The following is a 16,965-nucleotide window of genomic DNA, read 5'->3' as shown; positions in this document are numbered from 1 at the left end:
GGGAACAGCCGAGCCGAACGACGCTGAAAACAGGGCCCAGATCGGGAATCATCCCTGAGCTGGGCCTTTGAGTGTGGAGCGTGTGACGGGAATCGAACCCGCGCTGTCAGCTTGGGAAGTGCATCAATCACGCCTTGTGGGGCGGCTGACCTGGGTGTTGGGCTGGTCGTGAGTGACCGTGGTTGCCCCCTCGTCACCCTGGTTAATGGCCCGCTAGAGGGTGTCTGAAAAGTCGTTAGGTTGGTGCTCGGGTGAGCCGGTGGAGCAGGGTGAAGCCCATAGCCAGGTAGATGGTGTTTTCCGAGGTGGCCGGCAGGTACTCGTAGTCCTTGGCCAAGCGGCGGTAGCGGCCCAGCCAGGCGTAGGTTCTTTCCACGACCCAACGGCGCGGGACGACGGCGAACCGAGGCACGATCCGGGGCGGTGTTCCCACAGGTGCCCAGGTATGCCGCATGCCGCCGTCGCGGCGAGCGACCACCTGCACGGTGATGCCGGCAACCCGGCGGGCCCATTCCAGGAATGGGCCACGGTAGCCCTGGTCGGCCCAGCGATGGCCAAGCCGCGGGAAGTCGTGCCGGATGTCGTGCAAGAGGAGGGTGGCGCCGACGCGGTCGTCGACGTTGGCCGCACTCACCTGGGCCTTGAGCACGATGCCCAGGGTGTCGACGAGCAGGTGTCGTTTGCGGCCGTTCACCTTCTTGGCGCCGTCGTAGCCGTGCAGCCCTCTTTTTCGGTGGTCTTGACGCTCTGGCTGTCCAAGATGCCCGCGCTCGGCTGCGAGAGTCGGCCCTGCCGGGTGCGTTCTCGCTCCCGCAGCACGGTCAGAATCTCCTGCCAACGGCCCTCGATCCGCCACAGCCGCCAGTAGTGATAGACCGTCTGCCACGGTGGAAAGTCGTGCGGCAGCAGCCTCCAGGCACACCCGGCCCGAAGCCGGTACGCCAGCGCGTTGACGATCTCACGCCGCTCATGCGCCGCCGGACGTCCACCCAGCTTGACTGGCGGGATCGACGGAGCAAGAGCCTCCCACTCGACGTCACTCAGGTCGGTCGGGTATGTGGCACGCTTCTCGGTCATCGACGACCTCCCGCGCTCCGACACGGGTCATTACATGGTCGACATACCCCATTAATGGACTTTTCAGACATCCTCTAATGGCGCGGCGATCACCGGCTGGTGAGGGGTATCGGCCAGGACTCTGTCACTGCGGGCCGTACTTGCGTCGGTCAGGAGAAGTGGACTTCAGGGGCCGGCCAGGTCCCGTCTTCGGTGAACTGCGGTCCCCAGTAGAACGGGTTCACGTCGCGAAGAGTGCGAGCCCTCCATCCCGTCGCGCTGGAGTCGTCGGGTACACCGACCTGGACGTCAGGTCCCCACAAGGCCAGACGCTCCTGGCAGATGCCACACGGAGGAAGGACGAGGACGCGCTCACGTTCGGGGTCCCGATATACGCATACGGAGGCGGTGATCTTCTTATCGAGTGTGTAGGCCTGGCAGAAGGCGCCGGTCTCGTGGCATAGGGATACTCCGCCGTTGAGGTTGTCCAGGCCGACGCTGGTCAGGATTTGCCCATCGTTCAAGTAGACGGCCGCAGCGCCGCCCTGCTCACCAGGGGGCCATCGCCGATCTATCTGTGCGATGGCCGCGTCAACAAGGTTTTGATCAAGCTGCATGTCAGCATCGTGACATATCAAGGCGTAGTAGAGCCCCGCCGGCTGCCCGGTAGACCGCCCGGGCTCGTATGAGCCCCGCTCGCGTACGGCTCGACGGCCACCTTGGTGGTGGTCGTGACGTCGCTGTTCGGGATCCCGCGGATGTCGTTCCACTCACGGACGGTGAGCGGGCTGCCAGTTGCTGCCATTTGGCGCCAGACTGGCAGTTCGCGGAACGCTTGCTCGTGCAGCGGCGTGATGAACCGCTGGTCTGGGCGCCCATCGCGCCTGCTCGCCTGGAGTCATTGGTTGCCGATGAGTTCCAGCAACGCGGCATGATCGGGAGCTCTGCGGATGTCTGCGACGCCGCTCTGCTGCGACGCGCTATGGGGGATCGTCGCGACCCGGTGATCGGTGTGGATTGTTCCGGTCACCGGGTCTTCATGCGACATCGATCTATGGGGACGGGGCCGACCGGTACGCGACCGGCCCCGGTTCAGTAGCGGGAATGCGCCGTGGCCGGTCGGGTTAGGCGCAGTTGATGGCGGTGTAGGAGGGGTTGTAGGTCGAGGTGACCTGCCGGCCATCGATCGTCGCGGTCGCCGTCACGGTCGCACTGCCCGTGGCGATCTGCCCGGCCCTGGTGCTGAAGGACTGGTAGGCCTGCTTGCCTTGGGCGACGTCGGCCACGGCCTTCGAACCGTAGGGGGTGGTCAGCGTCACGTTCGCCGGCACGGCGGCGTCGTTGACCGCGGTCACGGCCACGTACGCCGTGGTGCCCACGCAGCGGGTGGTGGCGGTCACGGTCAGCGCGAGCTCCGGAGCGCCCGGCACCGTGAACGACGCCGCAGCTTCCGACGCCTTCAGATAGTCGAAGCCGAGGTACTCGGCCTTGACCGTCCGGGTACCCGCAGGCAGACCCTCCGGCAGCGTGACCGTGGCCGCGCCGTCCTTCAGGTGGGCGAGCTCCGACCACGAGCCGACGCTGAACCGCACCTGACCGCCGGTCTCGAACCCGTCAGCGGCCTCGACGGTGGCGGTGGCCGTGGTCGTCTGGGCCCCGCTCGCGTACGGCTCGACGGCCACCTTGGTGGTGGTCGTGACGTCGCTGTTCGGGATCCCGCGGATGTCGTTCCACTCACGGACGGTGAGCGGGATCACGGTGCCGTGACGCGGACGGACGACGCCCGCGTTGGTCATCGTGAGCGGCTTGGCGTTCCAGGTCGGAGCCTCGATGTTCTCGTGGCACGCGGCCTGGTACCCACCACCGTTGGTGTACCGGTCACCCCAGAGGTAGAACTGGCCGGGGCAGGAGGTGTCACCGGGGTTGGCCTTGAAGATGACCGGCCCCTCGTACCCCTGGTTGGCGACCCACGTCGTGCGCCCCAGAGCCGGAGCGAGCGACGTCCAGTTGTTGATGTTGCTGTCCAGGAAGTCGGTGTGCTTCTCCGAGAAGATGTCCGAACCCTGGTTGCCGGCCTCGTTCTTGGTCACACGGTAGTAGTGGTCACCGACCCGGATCGCGGTCGTGTCGATCCGCGACAGCGGGGCCGGGTCCTGCCAGACCTTGGGAGCGGAGAAGGTCTGGAAGTCGCGCGTTGTGGCGTACCACATCTGCGCGTTCCCCTGACCGGTGCGGTTCACGGGGTCGTTCCACAGCGACTGCGCCCAGAACACGGCGTAGGCGCCGATCTCCTCGACCCACAGCGACTCGGGTGCGAAGGCGTTGCCCGCGTTGTCGGGCGCGACCTTCACGTGCCGCTGAGGAGTCCAGTTCACCAGGTCGTTCGACTCGAACACCTCGATGTACTGGGTGTCGTTGATCGCGTATCCGCCCTGGTCGTACCAGTTCAGGTCGGTGGCGATCATGTAGAACGTGTCGCCGTCGGGCGAGCGGACGATGTGCGGGTCACGAAGCCCCTGGTCGCCCAGCTGGGAGACGAGCGACGGCCAGCCCCCGGTCAGACCGGTCCAGTCCAGAGCGGTGTTTCCGTTGGACGTCGCGAACATGATCTGCTCGCCGTCGGCGATCCCCTCGCCCTTGAAGTACCCCATGAAGTACCGTTCGTGCTTCTCGGAACGGGGCTTCGCGGTGATGGTCACCGGGAACGACTTCGTCTTCGAGGCCGAACCCTTGGTGATGGTCGCCGTCAGGGTGGCGGTGACATCCGCACGGCCGAAGGCCGGGCGGGTCACCTCACCCGTCGGGGTGACGAGGTCGGTGGTCGACTTCCAGGTGATCGTGGATCCGAACTCGCCGTCGGCCGGAAGGTCGATGTTTCCGCGCACGTCGTCGGTGGCGTACAGGGCCAGGTCGAACGCGTCACGGTCGACCGCCTGCGCGTCGTCGAACTCGGCCTTCACCACAATGGGGATCTCCCGTGTGGTGACCTCTTGGGCGCCCTTGCGGACGGTCGCCGTGAGCGTGGCCGTCGCGTCGGGCTGCCCCTGCGCGGGTCGGGTGATCTTGCCGGTCACCGCGACCTTGCGTGCGCTGGGGACGGCCGGCGGGGTGTAGACCTCGACGACCGACGGGTCCGAACTCGTCCACGTGATGGCCGAGCCCGCCACGGAGCCCACCTTGGGCAGAACGATGTCGCGTACGATCGCACTGGTCAGGCCGAGGTCGATGGCGGCGGCGTCGGCGCTAACGCCATTGGAGACGGTCTTTTTCGCCAGGGCGAGTGTCTCTTCGGGGCTCACTGCCCTGTCGTAGACCCGGAAGTCCCGGAGCGTTCCGCGGAATGAGTAGTGGCCCGACGTCTGCGAGCGAGCGAGGAAGTTGCAGTTGGTCCCCGCGGCGTTCACCGACGGCGGCGTGGTCAGGTTCGTTGACGTCGCGTGCTGCACGCCGTCGAGGTAAAGCGTGCCGGTCCAGCTCGTGCCGTTCGCGTTCAGGGACTGGGTGTAGGTGACGTGCGTCCAGGCTCCCTCGGTCATGCGGACCCGGTTCTGCTGGAGGTTCGCCGAGCCCACCGCGACGCGGAACCGCTGGGTGTTCGACGCGAAGATGGAGCCCTGGGCGCCGGTGTCGACGTCGCACGAGCCGGACTTCCTGCCGAAGCCCCACATCTGGTGCTCGCCGACGTTCGCCGGGTCGATCCACACGTCATAGTCGACCGTGAGGTTCGACATGTCGGCGGTGATGTCCTTCGGCAGCGTCACGTACGCACCGTCGAGGGCGCTCGCGTAGGAGTCGGGGTTGAACCTGACTCCGTTGCCGGTCAAGGTCGCCTTCTCCGGATTGACGAGCGTGGCGTTCGCCGCCGAGCCCGCGCTACCCGAGTTGACCAACGTCGTCCCACTGGTCTCGTCGAGGGCGAAGTGGTGCACCAGCCCCTCGTTGAGCTGCTCGTCGGCAGCGTGCGAGGGTGTCGCTGCCAACGAGACGGAGAGAAGCACGCCCAGGGCCAGGCCCGCGACACCTCTCCCCTTCCGGATCAGCCGGTGGCGCGACCTTTGCTGTCGCAATCTCACTTGATCCTCCTTAGTCCGGTCGCTGTGGACGCGTGGGGCACGGCCCCGTTCGGGGCGGGGGCGACCGCACTCGCGGGAGAGGCGAAGCCCGAATGGATGGTCAGCGCGCCGGCGAGGCCCAGCGTGATCAGGCCTGGTTGAGCGCTCCGACGAGACGAGGGCAGCACAGACAAAGGTTCACCTCGTTGTGAGATGTGGGGGGATGGTGCTAACTGGGGGAGACGGGGCTATATATCACAAATGTCCGGGTCTCGAATGCAGACACTAACCGCCAGTCCCGGCGAAAGATAGCCTCAATTGCACCCAAGCTTTTGCGTGAACCGACGGAAATTATGCGAGCCCTGGATGAAAGTCTCGTCCTTGTCAGCACTGCGCAAGCATCAAAGCGACCATAGGGACGGGAATTACCAGGTCACGTGGGGTTCTTACCGCCGGTGCCGGCCGCCTGCTGCCCGCCGCATCCCCCGCCCAGGCCGACCCAGACGGGCGGAGCGGCGTCGGACGACCACGGCAAGCAGGGACCGCCAGCACATCGAGGAATGCGACCTCCACCGCGACGACGTGCCGTTTCACGTCAAGTACGCCCGCACGTGGTTCGATAGCGGCTCTGTTACTTGACTGCCGGCGAGATTGAGCAGTGCGCGCACGATCCGCTCGGCGCCGTCGATCGGGCGCAGCGCGGCACCGGCGACGCCGCCGCCGTCGGCGACGAGGGTGGCGTCGGGGGCGAGCAGGCCGATGAGGGCGTCGATGTCCATGGCCTGCCATGCATGCTTGAAGTCCTTGACGATGCCGGCGTGGCGGGCCGTCGAGGTGGCGGTGGGCTGCGCCGCGCGGATGCGGAGGCGGGCCGAGTAGGCCGGCTGACCACCGGTCGACCCGGAGACCTACGACTACCGGCAGGCCGCCCGGGACGCGCTGCACTTCTCCAAGCTGGTGGATCGGTTCGTGCAGAACCTTCGCCGCGTGGTGGGGTACGACGTGCAGCACTTCGCCAGTGTGGAGCCGCAGAAGCGGCTGGCTCCGCACCTGCACATGGCGGTTCGGGGCACGATGCCGCGTGCGGAGATCAAGGCTGTTGCCGCTGCCACGTATCACCAGGTGTGGTGGCCCAAGGCAGACCGGGTCGTCTTCGAGGGTGAGCACCTGCCGGTGTGGGTCGAACGCGACCAGGAGGCCGGGGATGTCGACCAGCGGGCCGGCGACTACCTCGACCCAGTGACCGGGGAGATCCTCCCGGCCTGGGATGAAGCGCTCGACCAGCTCGACGCCGACGAGGACGCCGAACCGCTGCACGTGATCCGGTTCGGTACCCAAGTCGAGGTCCAGGGTGTGCTGGCCGGCACCTCGGACGCCGACCAGTGCATCCGGTACCTGTCCAAGTACCTCACCAAGTCCATCGGCGACACCCGTACGCGGGCCGCCGCGTCCTGGTCTCGCGGAAGTGGTCGAACAAGACCCTGACCGAACACAAGCAGGACCGCCGCACCTGGGTTCTGGAAGCCCTCGGCCTCGGCGGCGACCAGACGGCCACCGACCCCGACCGCTACATCTGGCGGCCCGTCCCGAATGGCGATGCCAACGTGCCGCCGATCGCCATGCGGCTGCTGCGTTCGGTGGCGGAACGCCAACGTTGGCGCGCCACCCTGCAGCAACTACAGGCCAGAGCAGAGGGACAGCCGAGCTCTGATCTTTCGGCAACTCGTCCGGCGGCATGAGGGAGGGACAGTTGGATCAACTTCTCACCGTCATTGAAGCGGCGGACCTGCTGCACACATCCGTCCGCTTCGTCCGTCGCCTGGTCGCGGAACGGCGTATCGAGTTCGTGAAGGTCGGCCGTCACGTCCGCATTCGAGAGTCCGCACTGGTCGCCTATGTGGTGGCCGGAACCGTCCCGCCGATGTCGACCCATGACGTGACAAGGAGCGTGGCCTGATGGCCGGCAAGGAGAGCCGCCGTCGTTTCGGCAGTATCCGCAAGCGTGAGTCCGGCCGCTATCAGATTCGGTATCCCGGGCCTGATGGACAGATGCGGAGCGGTACCGAGACCTACGAGCGGAGGTCCGATGCCGAGCGGGCGCTGTCGCTGATCGAAGCCCAGATCATCAGAGGAGAGTGGACCGACCCCGACCGAGGCAAGGTCAAGGTGAAGGACTACGCCGAGACGTGGATCTCTCAGCGTCCCGGGCTTCGTCCCCGCACTGTTGATCTTTATAGGTGGTTGCTCAAGAAGCACATCACGCCCTCGCTCGGGAATGTCGCGGTCGGCAAGCTGTCCACGGCGATGGTCCGGCAGTGGCGGGCTGATCTTCTCGGCAACGGGGTCTCGATCAGTGTGGCGGCCAAGGCGTACCGCCTGCTCCGGGCCGTTCTCATGACGGCTGCTGAAGAAGGCCACATCATCCAGCGCAACCCGTGCCGGATCCGCGGGGCCGGCGACGAGCAGGCCGGAGAGCGCCCCGTGCTCACGGTCGACCAAGTCTTCGATCTCGCGGATCGGGTGGGCCGTCGCCCGATCGGCAACGTACGCAAGCTCAGCACCGGCTCTTACCGTCTGCGATACCAGCGGAACGGCGAGATGCGTACGCATCCCGAGACCTTCGCCACGCGAGGTGCGGCGGATGGTGCGCTGTGGAAGTTGGGCATGGACGGCCGGGCCGACTGCACGCAGGATCGACGGTTCCGCGCCCTGGTGCTCCTCGCCACCTTCGCCAGCCTGCGATGGGGAGAGGTGAGCGCACTTCGTCGTACGGATGTCGATCTCGACGCCGGGACGGTTCGCATCCGGGCGGCCTTCATCGAGCGTTCGACGGGCGGGCTCGTTCTGGGTCCTCCCAAGTCCAAGGCCGGCCGTCGCACTGTGGGCATCCCTAAGGCGATCGTTCCGGCGCTGCGCGATCATCTGAAGATCTACGTCAAGGACGGACCCGACGCGCTGATGTTCCCGGGAGCGAAGGGCGGCCCGCTGCGCCGTAGCGGTTTCAACACCCGTACCCGTTGGGTTGATGTGGTCAAGGAGATGGGGCTGCCTGGCCTGCACTTCCACGACCTTCGCCACACGGGCAACATGCTCGCCGCGGAGTCTGGCGCGGGGCTCAAGGATCTGATGGCCCGGATGGGGCACGACAACGTCCGAGCAGCCATGATCTACCAGCATGCCGTACGCGGGGCCGACAAGGCGATCACGGACGCGATCGACAGGCGGCTCGGAGAGCGAGAGGACGAGGAGGGGGACGGTATGGCCGGGGCAATGGTCCCTGCGGGCTGATCACGAGCTAATGGCCCGTGGATGGCCCGAGAAGATCGGAACGACCTACGAAACAATCAAGGCCCGGGTCGAGGACTATCCTCTGACCTGGGCCTTCGAGCGTGGAGCGGGTGACGGGAATCGAACCCGCGCTGTCAGCTTGGGAATCGTCTACTGACCTTGCTGCCCTGAGCTGGGAAAACAGGGGTGCAGGTCGGGGTGGATCGAGTCCCCGTGAGTCCCCATGGTTGACCGTGAGTCCCCGCCTGTTCCGGCACGCATCTGGTACGAAATCTCGATGTCGAGAGATCCCTTGACACTTTAAAGGACAGTGACCGGTTGGCTCGTAGCCGTTGGCGTGTACGCGCTGCTGCCGCAAGCGGAACCACTTGCGTAGACTCGTGTTCATGACCGCTGGACATGCGCATGAGGAGCTTCACCACCTGGTGGACCGGCTTTCGCCGAACCAGGCGCGTCGTCTACTGCGCCTGGTGAAGACAGATCCGGAACTGGCCGAGGCCGCAGAGGATCAGCCAGATGAGTCTGGTCGCCGTCGTCGGTTGTCGATTGCCGGTATCGGCGCATCTGGGGAGGGCGATCTGTCGGAACGGGTCGAAGATCTGCTGGCGGAGCGGTTCAATCGGTCAGTGTGAACGCCACGCTCTTGGACACCGGACCTTTGGTCGCCATCGTTGATCGAGATGACAAGCACCACGCCTCATGCCTGCGCCTCCTGGAGGAGCTGGAGGGACCACTGCTGCTGCCTTCGACGGTCCTTATTGAAGCTGGTTGGATCATCAACAGGCATATGGGCTCCGCAGTACACGCGCAGTTCCTTGATCACGTGATTGAAGAGTTCGAGTTGGTCGATCTGCTTCCTGCCGACGTGCGGCGCATGGCCGAGCTCGTCCGGCTCTACAAGGATGCTCGCCTCGACCCTGCTGACGTGTCCGTAGTCGCCATCGCGGAACGTCTCGGTGTTACCCAGATCGCCACGATCGATCGCCGTGACTTCACCCTGATTCGGCCTCGACATGTGTCGGCGTTCGCATTGCTGCCTGAAGTGCTCGTCTGAGTGGATCTCAAAGCATGGAGCGGGTGACGGGAATCGAACCCGCGCTGTCAGCTTGGGAAGTCTCTATCGCATCTGGTCGCTGAGCTGGGAAGATGCTGACCTGCGGGGGAGCGGGTCAAGTGACCGTGATTCCCCGTGGTTCCCCCTTGATCCCCCTCCTGACGGGCACGCAACGGGCACGGGGTCATGCGCCAGCGTGATCGGTGAAGTCTCCACGTGCCATGGCGATGGCCTACCAGGACGGCGAACCACTACGCAGGCGAATCCCCTTGACCTCAACCCCGTACAGGCCTAGCAGACGGTCGGCGGGGCCAACTATCGCCTCAGCTAGGCCAAGGGCTCAGCTGAGGGCATAGCGGCTGATCTGGGATGGCAACCAAGATCGAGAAGTGGACACGAGGTCAGGCCTGGTGCTCATCTCCGCCGCGGGTTACCATCGAGTGCATATACTATTGATGGTATGTCTCAGTGGGAGATCGACCTGGAGCCGGAGGTGGAGTCTTGGCTGGACGGACTTTCCTTTCTGCTCTATCAGCGGGTCATGCGGAACGTAGACGACTACCTCGTCACCGGTGGCATCCCTGATGGGGATCACGTGAAGAAGCTGAAGGATGCCGAAGGGGTGCACGAGCTGCGTGTTGCTCTCGACCGCACGACCTGGCGGTTGACCTTCTGGAAGCCATCCAACAAGGTGATCGTGGTCCTGACGGTCTTCCGCAAGACACAGGACGGGACGCAGGCCGCCGACATCGACCGAGCGATCGCTGCTAAGAAGCGGTGTGAGGTAGAGCATGACCTAACCACCACGCACGTGTTCGAGAGGAGCGCATGATGGGGCACAGCCGTTGGGAGACCTACAAGGCGAAGCGTCTGCGCGCGATGGAGGCGGATGCGCAGCCCCACTCCGAGTACGAGCAGGCGGGCCGTGACCTGGAGCTTGGAGACCAGTTGCGTGAAATCCGTAAGCGCCGAGGCTTGTCTCAGAAGGTCGTAGCGGAGCGCTCCGGGATGTCCCAGCCCGCCCTGTCTCGCATCGAGGGCGGTGGTGGCATTCCGGATATAGCGACACTGCTGCGCCTCGGTGCGGCAATGGGGGTGCGGTTCCGCGTCGAGCTTGTCGTCGACGACGACACCACTGAAATTGAGCCCCTAACGGTGCATCACCGACAGCTCACGAACGCATAAGTCGCAGGCGGCAACTTCGAGGCTCAGACCGTAGGCTTCCGCTGTTCCTTCCGCGGTAGCGGTCTTCAGCCGTGAGAGGCTTGCTCGGGAGTCGCCAGCGCCAGGGGAACGAGGAAGGGCCCGGCTCTAGATCACATTTTTGAGCCGGGCCTTCGAACGTGGAGCGGGTGACGGGAATCGAACCCGCGCTGTCAGCTTGGGAATCATCTACTGACTTTGCTGCCCTGAACTGGGAAAACGGGAGTGCAGGTCAGGGCGGGTCGAGTCCCCGTGAGTCCCCCTGGTTGACCGTGGTTCCCTGCCTGTTCTGGCACGGATCTGGCACGGAAGCCGCTCGATATCCATCGCTCGCGGGCAGCCCGGTGGCGCTGCCCTGATAGCCGAAATTGTCGCTGACGGACTCTATGCTTCCCGCCCATGAGCAGAGATGAGACCCCTGTCGTGCACACCAAGCAGATGGAGGTGGAGGTGGAGGACTGCGGTTCGGTCTATCTCCTGGATCGGGAGGACTACGAGGCCGACGTTGGGTTAGATGACTCCCCGACTAACTCCATTGGGCTCATCGAAGTGGAGGGTAAAGGCATCGCCTGCCTGAATATCGCCGCTCAGTGCGGGGAGGTGTCCTTCACGGTGGCTGTCGCCGATCGGGATCCGGGTGCCCACTTTGACGGCTACGAAGACATCGTGGAGATCAGTTTCGAGTCCACGTCGGGCGAGCTCCTCCTGGCGGGATGGCAGACGGATTGGGACGATGAAAAGGCGCACAGCCTTCCTCCGTTGCCTGCTGGTCCCGGAACATACCGCTTGCGGTATCACACCCAAGGGGATATGGAGAGCTGGTCCATAGATGGCTACTACCTTCAAATATGGCCCGCGCCGCAGCATGACCCCGCCGTGCTGAAAACTACGAGTCAATTCCTCCAGTACTTACTGAACCCCAAAGCTTGGAAATCGCAATGATCACGGACTTTGGGCACTGGAGCCCCTGGTCAAGGACAGCCTCGGGCCAGCCGTGAGTGCCCGTAGTTGACCCCTCGTCACCCTGGTTAATAGCCCGAGGATGAGCTGTCTCCGACTCCGAGAGCCCCGGCCGGCGAAATGCCATAGGTGCACGTAGAAGGGGAATCGAACCCCTGACCTACAGTTTACAAGATCTCGGTACGCGACCCTGTGAGCTGCTGCATTCCAGGTCAGAGGTGGTTTCGCCTTGCCCGTGAGTCCCCGTGATTCCCCCTTGGTGACCCTCTTGATGGGCACGCAACGGGCACGGCCAGAGAACCCCGTGCAGACGCACATACCTCGCCCGCTGGATCTTCCCGTCGCCGTCGTCCCACCCTCCGGGGAGCGGGCCAGGGCCAGGGGTCAAGGTGGAGTGCCCCACCGGACGAACGACCTTGACCCCTGGCCCTGGTCTGCTCGGCTTGTCCTGGGACGACGGCGACGGGAAGATCCAGCCCCCAGCCACTACGAACCTGGCTCTTGCTCCTGGCGATCATCCTGGAGCCGGAGTGCCCCCGCCGGAGGCTCTTGCTTTTTTTCTTGCTGTTCGATGATTGCCATGGCGAGCGCGCCAAGCATCAGGCCGATGCCGACCAGGGCGAAAACGATGGGCCGTCCAGGGGCGTATCTTGCGGCGCTGCCTGCGGCTTGGCACCCGCCGATGAGAAGCGCGAGCGAACCCAGTATCAGAAAAATCCGGGGGCCAAACATGGTGAGCGATCGTAAGCCATGACGACGATAGGCCGCCAGACGGAAGCGGAGCGACCGACGCTGATATAAAGCCGAAGCGACCTTATGGGCGGCGGCGCGGCCCAGGTGCGGCGGGCAGGTTGGGTACGGCGTGCGTACGGTGCGGCGGGCGGGCCGATTCTCGCCGCCGTTCGGGACCGGCGCCCACGCCGCACGCCCGGACGGCGGGCGGTGGGAGGGCCGTGCGGCGGCGCGCCGTGCCGCCGCCTTGATAACCCATAAGAACAATTCGGCAGTGCACTGTCCACTCATTCATGCATCCGTCTTTGGATCTAAGGCAGTCCGAATGATCTCAGAGGGGAAGACATCGCAGGGATGCTCCGCCATACTGGTGGTGTGACGGGTAGACCAGATGGAGTTCGCCCATGGCGGAGTGTAGAAATTCAAACTGATGCTGGCAACTTAACTGTATGGACGGTGGGAGGGGTTGATTTTGAAATATCTAGCAATGATGCATCAACTGCTTCACTGGGATCATTCCGTGATGCAATATTTGAGTATCTCGATTCGGCCTCCGGAAAGGAGATTTCAGAGAAGTCGGCGAGCCTGAATAATGGGGCCATAAATCTTTGTATCGATGATGTGGTGCCCCTTCCGTGGGAGGAGAGCCCTATGGTCTTTGTTGACTTCTTGCGGGGCGATGAATTTCCTTTTGAGATGGCAGTGAGATCCGCTAGAGAGATCCCTTTGCGGGCACTAGTAAGTAGAATTGGCTCGATTCTGGAAGGGTATGGATGCCGACTCAGTGGATCTGAAGGAGTTAAGGCGTCTGAGGCTGTACTCCTCACCGGAGATCCTGGACTGTATGCATGGGCTGTCCAGGCTGTCTGTCCATCTAGCTTAAGTGTTTCCCAGATATGCGCTGTTCGGAAAGAGCTGAACTATGCAACATTTTTCTTTAGTAATTCATTCGCCGACCCGCGAACAGTCTACGAGCTGGTTCGGTCTGGCGAGGTCGAGCGGATTTTAGGTATTCCTGAAAACGAGTGGCTAGAGGTTAAATCGGCCCCATATGAGATGAAGCGGGATAAGCAGTGGCAGTGCGAGCTTGCTGAGGATGTGGCTAGATTTGCCAACTCCGAATATGGAGGTATATTAATATTAGGGATACGATCAGAAAAGGAGGATGGGTGTGATGTCTTGCGGAAGATGGCTCCTCTGCCGATAGACCGTAAAAGAGTGCAGAACTATCATCAATCTCTGGATGCACACGTTCATCCGCCAATAGAGCGCTTGAGGATCGAGAGTGTTTCGGTAGATGGTGGAGAGGTCTTATGCCTCCTCGTTCCTCCTCAGCCAGAGGAGCGTAAGCCTTTCTTGGTGCAAGGTGCGTTCTTTGACGGAAAATATCAGCGCGGAATGATTTCCATTGTTCGTCGCAGAGGGGAGCATTCGATTCCTGTCACGGCGAGAGAGATTCATGCAATGCTTGTTGCTGGCAGGGCGCTTCTTCGCGGAGAAAGAAGTTTTGCATCTAATCCTTCAATGGATTGCGAGCCATCCAGAAAAAATGATTCTCCCTAGTGGGGGCGTGTTCGGCTGCGAAGAAAGTTAATCAATGCTTCTCTCCGCTAAGACGCGTTGGTGTCCAGGTTAATGACTTAAGTTCAATTTTTAATTGAGCTAGATTGTTAATCTAGAAGCTCTAAACGGCGGGTGCTCAGAGCGCGGCGCGCGGTCACGAACCGCTCATGGAACTCCTCGCTGAGTGCTTCACGCCGGTAGCGCTGGCGAAGGACGCGGTCCAGGTCTGCGGCCCGGTTGACGAGATCGGTAAGGGACTTGCGATCGATATCGAAGGCGGCCATGCCCTGTTCCACTGCGGCGTCCAGGTCGCCACGTCGGGCGTGGACGATACCGAGATCAATATGGGCGTCCGCGACGCGCATGGGAGCGTTGGAGGTGCCATCCGGGCGGGTGTGCATCTGGATCGTCTCAAGGGCGTGTTCTTCGGCGCGGTCGTTGTCTTCGAGCCAGGTGTATGCGGTGGCGGCGTAGAAGACCCACTTGGCGTGGTCGAACACGAAGTGGTGATCCGGGTTACCAGGAAGTGGGAGCTTCGCCAGGGCATCGGCTCCGCGAGTAAGGGCCTTGTCTGCTTCGCGGCGGTCGCCGATTCGGGCCAGTCCGCGAGCCTCTTGCAGGGTGAGCTGAACTTGAGCGCTGGATTGGCCGGCGACGGCCTGGCCCATGCGGGCAGAGGTGACGACATCTTCGTAGCGGCCTTCGACCAGGGCGAACCATGCTGACATCTCGTGTGCCCAGCCCATGAGTTCGCCGTGGCCGACCTGGCGGCCCATCTCGTAGGCGGCGCGGCGGGCGGTCTCGGCCTCCTCGCGCTCTCCCAGGTCGTAGTGAACGCACCCGAGCAAGGCCGTCAGCCATCCTGTGATGACGAGGAGTTCGCGGTGCTGGGCGAGGGTGATTCGTCCGCCGAGTAGGCCGTTGACCTGGGCGAGACGTTTCTGTGTGCGGTCGCGCAAGGTGGCGGCTGAGACGACGGGGTAGGCGCGGCAGAGCAGATCTACGGCCTCGGCGAGGGCTTCAAGCGTGCCGGTGCCGACGTCGGACGCCTGGAGCTGCTGGGCGAGTTCCATGGTGCCGTACAGGTCGGCTTCGGCTCGCAACGCGTCCATGGGAATGATGCTGGTGGCCTCGATGAGCTGGCCGGCCCCGCGTCTGTTCGGCCGGAATCCCAGGTCTTCGGGTTGAAGTCCGGTCAACTGGGTGATGGCGATCCGGTACGGAGAATGGGGCCACCTGACCTCTCCGGCCTCCCAGCGTCGAATGCGTTCCTCGTCGCAGGCCAGGGACTCCTTGATACCGATCGGTGTCGCATTGATCCGGTCGGCCAATTCGGCGCGGGTTAGGCGGTGCTCATTGCGCCACGCTCGGAGCTGGACGTTAGGGATGTTGTCGGGCATCTAAGGCCTTCCTCCCGGCTGGGGGCTCAAGAGGGGGAATTCAGGGGGGCCGTTTGGGGGTCCTGACGATCTTGGATTGCCGGTGGACTTGCCATCAAGCAACACGGTACGTCAGCCCGCCTTCCGCCGCAGGGAGTGCGGATCAATCCGAGGAGATGGCGACGGTGACCCGGCCAGACGAGACCAGCGAGACACGCCCCTGCCCCGCGTGCCGGGGACGTGGAACCAAGCTGCGCAGCTCGCGCCGTGCCCTTCTCGTCGGCGAGAGCAGCGGTGACCAAGAGACGCAGGGAGAACAGGAATGTCTCGACTGCCTCGCAACCGGCCGGGTCGAAAGGAACGTGAGATGAATCCGATCATGCAGACCGCTGCGGATCACCTCCAGCAGGAACACCAGCAGGACGAGGCCCTTGCCCTCACCCTCCTGCGAGATGAGTTGCTCCGGCTCGGTGTCCGCGCTGAGCTACGCGACAACGACAGTGCGCTGATGGTGCACCGTCCGCGGGTGGGCCTGCCGGTGTGGGTGTTCGTCGGCTACGGCGGCGCTTACTACTCCTGGCAGTCGGCCGAGAGGCGCCACCCGATCAACGACGTGACGGGCGCGGCCAAGACTCTGGCCGACTACGCCGGTCGATAGGCGGGCGCGGCGGGGCGGTGTCCTCCAGTACGGAGGGTGCTGGAGAGCGTCACCACTACTCCGTCGCGCTCCTCGACACCCGGCAGGCAGCAGAGCGACGCGCGGCCCACCCCCACGCAGCCGCAGCGTCCTTCTTCCCTCTCTCTGCCTGCCGGGATCTTCTTTGCCCTTGTTCCCTTTGTCTGCCCGTGACGTGACAGGCGAGGGAAAGCCAGGTTACGCTCTGACTTGGTAAAACAACCTGTCGGGTGATGGACGGTCGTAATGTCACTAGAGTCCGTGCCTCCGAAGTACGCCCAGCTTGTGCAGGCACTTCAACGGCGTATCGAGTCGGGGGACTATCCTCCGGGCTCACTCCTGCCCAGTGAGAATCAGCTCATCAATGAGTTCGGCGTCTCCCGGCCCACCGTGGTCGCCGCGCTGCGCGTGCTACGCGAACAGGGCTGGATCGACTCCCAGCAGGGCAAGGGACGCTTCGTGCGCGGTCGCCCGGCGATGACCTCCATGGAACAGCCTCGTCCCGGACAGGCGTACCTGACCGGTCCCGAAAGTGCCTCCGACGGTGAGGTGGTGGAGGCGGCGGCGCTGGCCGTACCCAACCGCATCGCGGCATTGCTGGACATCGCCCCAAAGAGCAAGGCGTTCCTGCGGCGTCGCCTGGTCAGCCGGGCCAGTGAACCGACCGAGATCGTCTCGGTGTGGCTGCCGCTGGAGCTGTCCGAGGGCACCGACCTGACCAGCGCCGACCCGCTGCCCGAAGGGCTTCGCGAGCATCTCCGGTCGCGCAAGGGGGTGCGTTTCGACCACATCGTGGAACAGATCGTCGCGCGCATGCCCACGACCGAGGAGGCCAAGCGACTGGGTATGCCGAAGAACGTCCCGCTGCTGTGCGTGTACGCGGCGGTGCGTGATGCGGCCGGTCACGCCCTCGTCGTGGCGGAGGTGCTTCTCCCGGCTGATCGGCATGAGCTGGAAGATGCCTATCCGATCGCCTGATCTTCTCCTGGAAAGCTGCTTCTT

Annotated in this window: 17 protein-coding genes and 1 pseudogene; 11 read left to right on the top strand and 7 right to left on the bottom strand. The window is 63.9% G+C overall.

Translation table 11 applies throughout. The features are described 5' to 3' along the window. Window positions 1-235 precede the first annotated feature (235 nt). The 5 genes from ABZ664_RS05790 to ABZ664_RS05770 all read right to left on the bottom strand — a co-directional run bounded on the left by ABZ664_RS05790 (window position 236) and on the right by ABZ664_RS05770 (window position 5,887). A protein-coding gene (locus ABZ664_RS05790) for an IS5 family transposase (protein ID WP_362503508.1) occupies window positions 236-1,077 on the bottom strand; the annotation gives its coding sequence in 2 pieces (ribosomal slippage) (window positions 236-729 and window positions 729-1,077; 843 coding nt in all). Window positions 1,078-1,226: 149 nt separating this feature from the next. Further along, window positions 1,227-1,673 (bottom strand): cytidine deaminase, encoded by a 447-nt coding sequence (locus tag ABZ664_RS05785; RefSeq protein WP_362503505.1) that lies wholly within the window; start codon window positions 1,671-1,673, stop codon window positions 1,227-1,229. Between the two features lie 281 nt (window positions 1,674-1,954). Then, complete coding sequence (locus ABZ664_RS05780; RefSeq protein WP_362503502.1) at window positions 1,955-2,104, bottom strand: hypothetical protein; 150 nt, start codon at window positions 2,102-2,104, stop codon at window positions 1,955-1,957. Window positions 2,105-2,180: 76 nt separating this feature from the next. Then, complete coding sequence (locus ABZ664_RS05775; protein ID WP_362503499.1) at window positions 2,181-5,129, bottom strand: immunoglobulin-like domain-containing protein; 2,949 nt, start codon at window positions 5,127-5,129, stop codon at window positions 2,181-2,183. Between the two features lie 569 nt (window positions 5,130-5,698). Continuing rightward, window positions 5,699-5,887 (bottom strand): hypothetical protein, encoded by a 189-nt coding sequence (locus ABZ664_RS05770; protein ID WP_362503496.1) that lies wholly within the window; start codon window positions 5,885-5,887, stop codon window positions 5,699-5,701. 112 nt (window positions 5,888-5,999) lie between these two features. Between ABZ664_RS05770 and ABZ664_RS05765 the strand changes: the two are divergent. The 8 genes and pseudogenes from ABZ664_RS05765 to ABZ664_RS05730 form a co-directional block, all read left to right on the top strand. Then, a pseudogene (locus ABZ664_RS05765) lies at window positions 6,000-6,847 on the top strand (replication initiator); the annotation flags it as partial. 11 nt (window positions 6,848-6,858) lie between these two features. Beyond that, window positions 6,859-7,065, top strand: a complete 207-nt coding sequence (locus ABZ664_RS05760) for a helix-turn-helix domain-containing protein (protein WP_362503493.1) — start codon at window positions 6,859-6,861, stop codon at window positions 7,063-7,065. Window positions 7,066-7,157: 92 nt separating this feature from the next. Further along, on the top strand, window positions 7,158-8,396 hold the full coding sequence (locus tag ABZ664_RS05755; protein ID WP_362503491.1) for a site-specific integrase: 1,239 nt from the start codon (window positions 7,158-7,160) through the stop codon (window positions 8,394-8,396). Between the two features lie 386 nt (window positions 8,397-8,782). Beyond that, window positions 8,783-9,028, top strand: a complete 246-nt coding sequence (locus ABZ664_RS05750; protein WP_362503488.1) for a hypothetical protein — start codon at window positions 8,783-8,785, stop codon at window positions 9,026-9,028. Beyond that, entirely contained in the window at window positions 9,025-9,450 is a 426-nt protein-coding gene (locus ABZ664_RS05745) for a PIN domain-containing protein (protein ID WP_362503485.1), read from the top strand. Before ABZ664_RS05750 ends, ABZ664_RS05745 begins: the two co-directional genes overlap by 4 nt. A gap of 460 nt (window positions 9,451-9,910) precedes the next feature. Next, window positions 9,911-10,282 (top strand): type II toxin-antitoxin system RelE/ParE family toxin, encoded by a 372-nt coding sequence (locus ABZ664_RS05740; protein ID WP_362503482.1) that lies wholly within the window; start codon window positions 9,911-9,913, stop codon window positions 10,280-10,282. Next, window positions 10,279-10,635 (top strand): helix-turn-helix transcriptional regulator, encoded by a 357-nt coding sequence (locus ABZ664_RS05735; protein WP_362503479.1) that lies wholly within the window; start codon window positions 10,279-10,281, stop codon window positions 10,633-10,635. Before ABZ664_RS05740 ends, ABZ664_RS05735 begins: the two co-directional genes overlap by 4 nt. A 417-nt stretch (window positions 10,636-11,052) precedes the next feature. Next, a complete protein-coding gene (locus ABZ664_RS05730) occupies window positions 11,053-11,595 on the top strand; it encodes a hypothetical protein (protein ID WP_362503476.1) in 543 nt (180 codons plus the stop codon). A gap of 504 nt (window positions 11,596-12,099) precedes the next feature. Here ABZ664_RS05730 and ABZ664_RS05725 read toward each other — a convergent pair. Further along, window positions 12,100-12,345 (bottom strand): hypothetical protein, encoded by a 246-nt coding sequence (locus ABZ664_RS05725; RefSeq protein WP_362503473.1) that lies wholly within the window; start codon window positions 12,343-12,345, stop codon window positions 12,100-12,102. A 375-nt stretch (window positions 12,346-12,720) separates the two neighbouring features. Here ABZ664_RS05725 and ABZ664_RS05720 point away from each other — a divergent pair, with 375 nt between their 5' ends. After that, window positions 12,721-13,908: an ATP-binding protein gene (locus ABZ664_RS05720; protein ID WP_362503470.1), complete on the top strand. Its 1,188-nt coding sequence runs from the start codon at window positions 12,721-12,723 to the stop codon at window positions 13,906-13,908. Window positions 13,909-14,015: 107 nt separating this feature from the next. On the opposite strand, the gene ABZ664_RS05715 is transcribed toward ABZ664_RS05720, so the two are convergent. Beyond that, on the bottom strand, window positions 14,016-15,308 hold the full coding sequence (locus ABZ664_RS05715) for a hypothetical protein (protein WP_362503468.1): 1,293 nt from the start codon (window positions 15,306-15,308) through the stop codon (window positions 14,016-14,018). Window positions 15,309-15,654: 346 nt separating this feature from the next. On the opposite strand from ABZ664_RS05715, the gene ABZ664_RS05710 reads away from it, so the two are divergent. Together ABZ664_RS05710 and ABZ664_RS05705 are read left to right on the top strand one after the other, a co-directional pair. Continuing rightward, on the top strand, window positions 15,655-15,945 hold the full coding sequence (locus tag ABZ664_RS05710; RefSeq protein WP_362503466.1) for a hypothetical protein: 291 nt from the start codon (window positions 15,655-15,657) through the stop codon (window positions 15,943-15,945). A gap of 264 nt (window positions 15,946-16,209) precedes the next feature. After that, a complete protein-coding gene (locus ABZ664_RS05705; RefSeq protein ID WP_362503464.1) occupies window positions 16,210-16,941 on the top strand; it encodes a GntR family transcriptional regulator in 732 nt (243 codons plus the stop codon). The last annotated feature ends 24 nt before the right edge of the window (window positions 16,942-16,965 follow it).

It is taken from the genome of Streptosporangium sp. NPDC006930, assembly GCF_040635605.1.
GTDB lineage: Bacteria > Actinomycetota > Actinomycetes > Streptosporangiales > Streptosporangiaceae > Streptosporangium.
The sequence above is the reverse complement of the archived record's forward strand: the minus strand, read 5'-3'. Positions and strand labels throughout refer to the sequence as shown.

Excerpts from the sequence above, each read along its gene's own strand:
- ABZ664_RS05785 (WP_362503505.1), bottom strand. The coding sequence starts at position 1,673 with ATGCAGCTTGATCAAAACCTTGTTGACGCGGCCATCGCACAGATAGAT.
- ABZ664_RS05780 (WP_362503502.1), bottom strand. The coding sequence starts at position 2,104 with ATGTCGCATGAAGACCCGGTGACCGGAACAATCCACACCGATCACCGG.
- ABZ664_RS05770 (WP_362503496.1), bottom strand. The coding sequence starts at position 5,887 with ATGGACATCGACGCCCTCATCGGCCTGCTCGCCCCCGACGCCACCCTC.
- ABZ664_RS05755 (WP_362503491.1), top strand. The coding sequence starts at position 7,158 with ATGCGGAGCGGTACCGAGACCTACGAGCGGAGGTCCGATGCCGAGCGG.
- ABZ664_RS05750 (WP_362503488.1), top strand. The coding sequence starts at position 8,783 with ATGACCGCTGGACATGCGCATGAGGAGCTTCACCACCTGGTGGACCGG.
- ABZ664_RS05740 (WP_362503482.1), top strand. The coding sequence starts at position 9,911 with ATGTCTCAGTGGGAGATCGACCTGGAGCCGGAGGTGGAGTCTTGGCTG.
- ABZ664_RS05735 (WP_362503479.1), top strand. The coding sequence starts at position 10,279 with ATGATGGGGCACAGCCGTTGGGAGACCTACAAGGCGAAGCGTCTGCGC.
- ABZ664_RS05730 (WP_362503476.1), top strand. The coding sequence starts at position 11,053 with ATGAGCAGAGATGAGACCCCTGTCGTGCACACCAAGCAGATGGAGGTG.
- ABZ664_RS05725 (WP_362503473.1), bottom strand. The coding sequence starts at position 12,345 with ATGTTTGGCCCCCGGATTTTTCTGATACTGGGTTCGCTCGCGCTTCTC.
- ABZ664_RS05715 (WP_362503468.1), bottom strand. The coding sequence starts at position 15,308 with ATGCCCGACAACATCCCTAACGTCCAGCTCCGAGCGTGGCGCAATGAG.
- ABZ664_RS05710 (WP_362503466.1), top strand. The coding sequence starts at position 15,655 with ATGAATCCGATCATGCAGACCGCTGCGGATCACCTCCAGCAGGAACAC.
- ABZ664_RS05705 (WP_362503464.1), top strand. The coding sequence starts at position 16,210 with ATGTCACTAGAGTCCGTGCCTCCGAAGTACGCCCAGCTTGTGCAGGCA.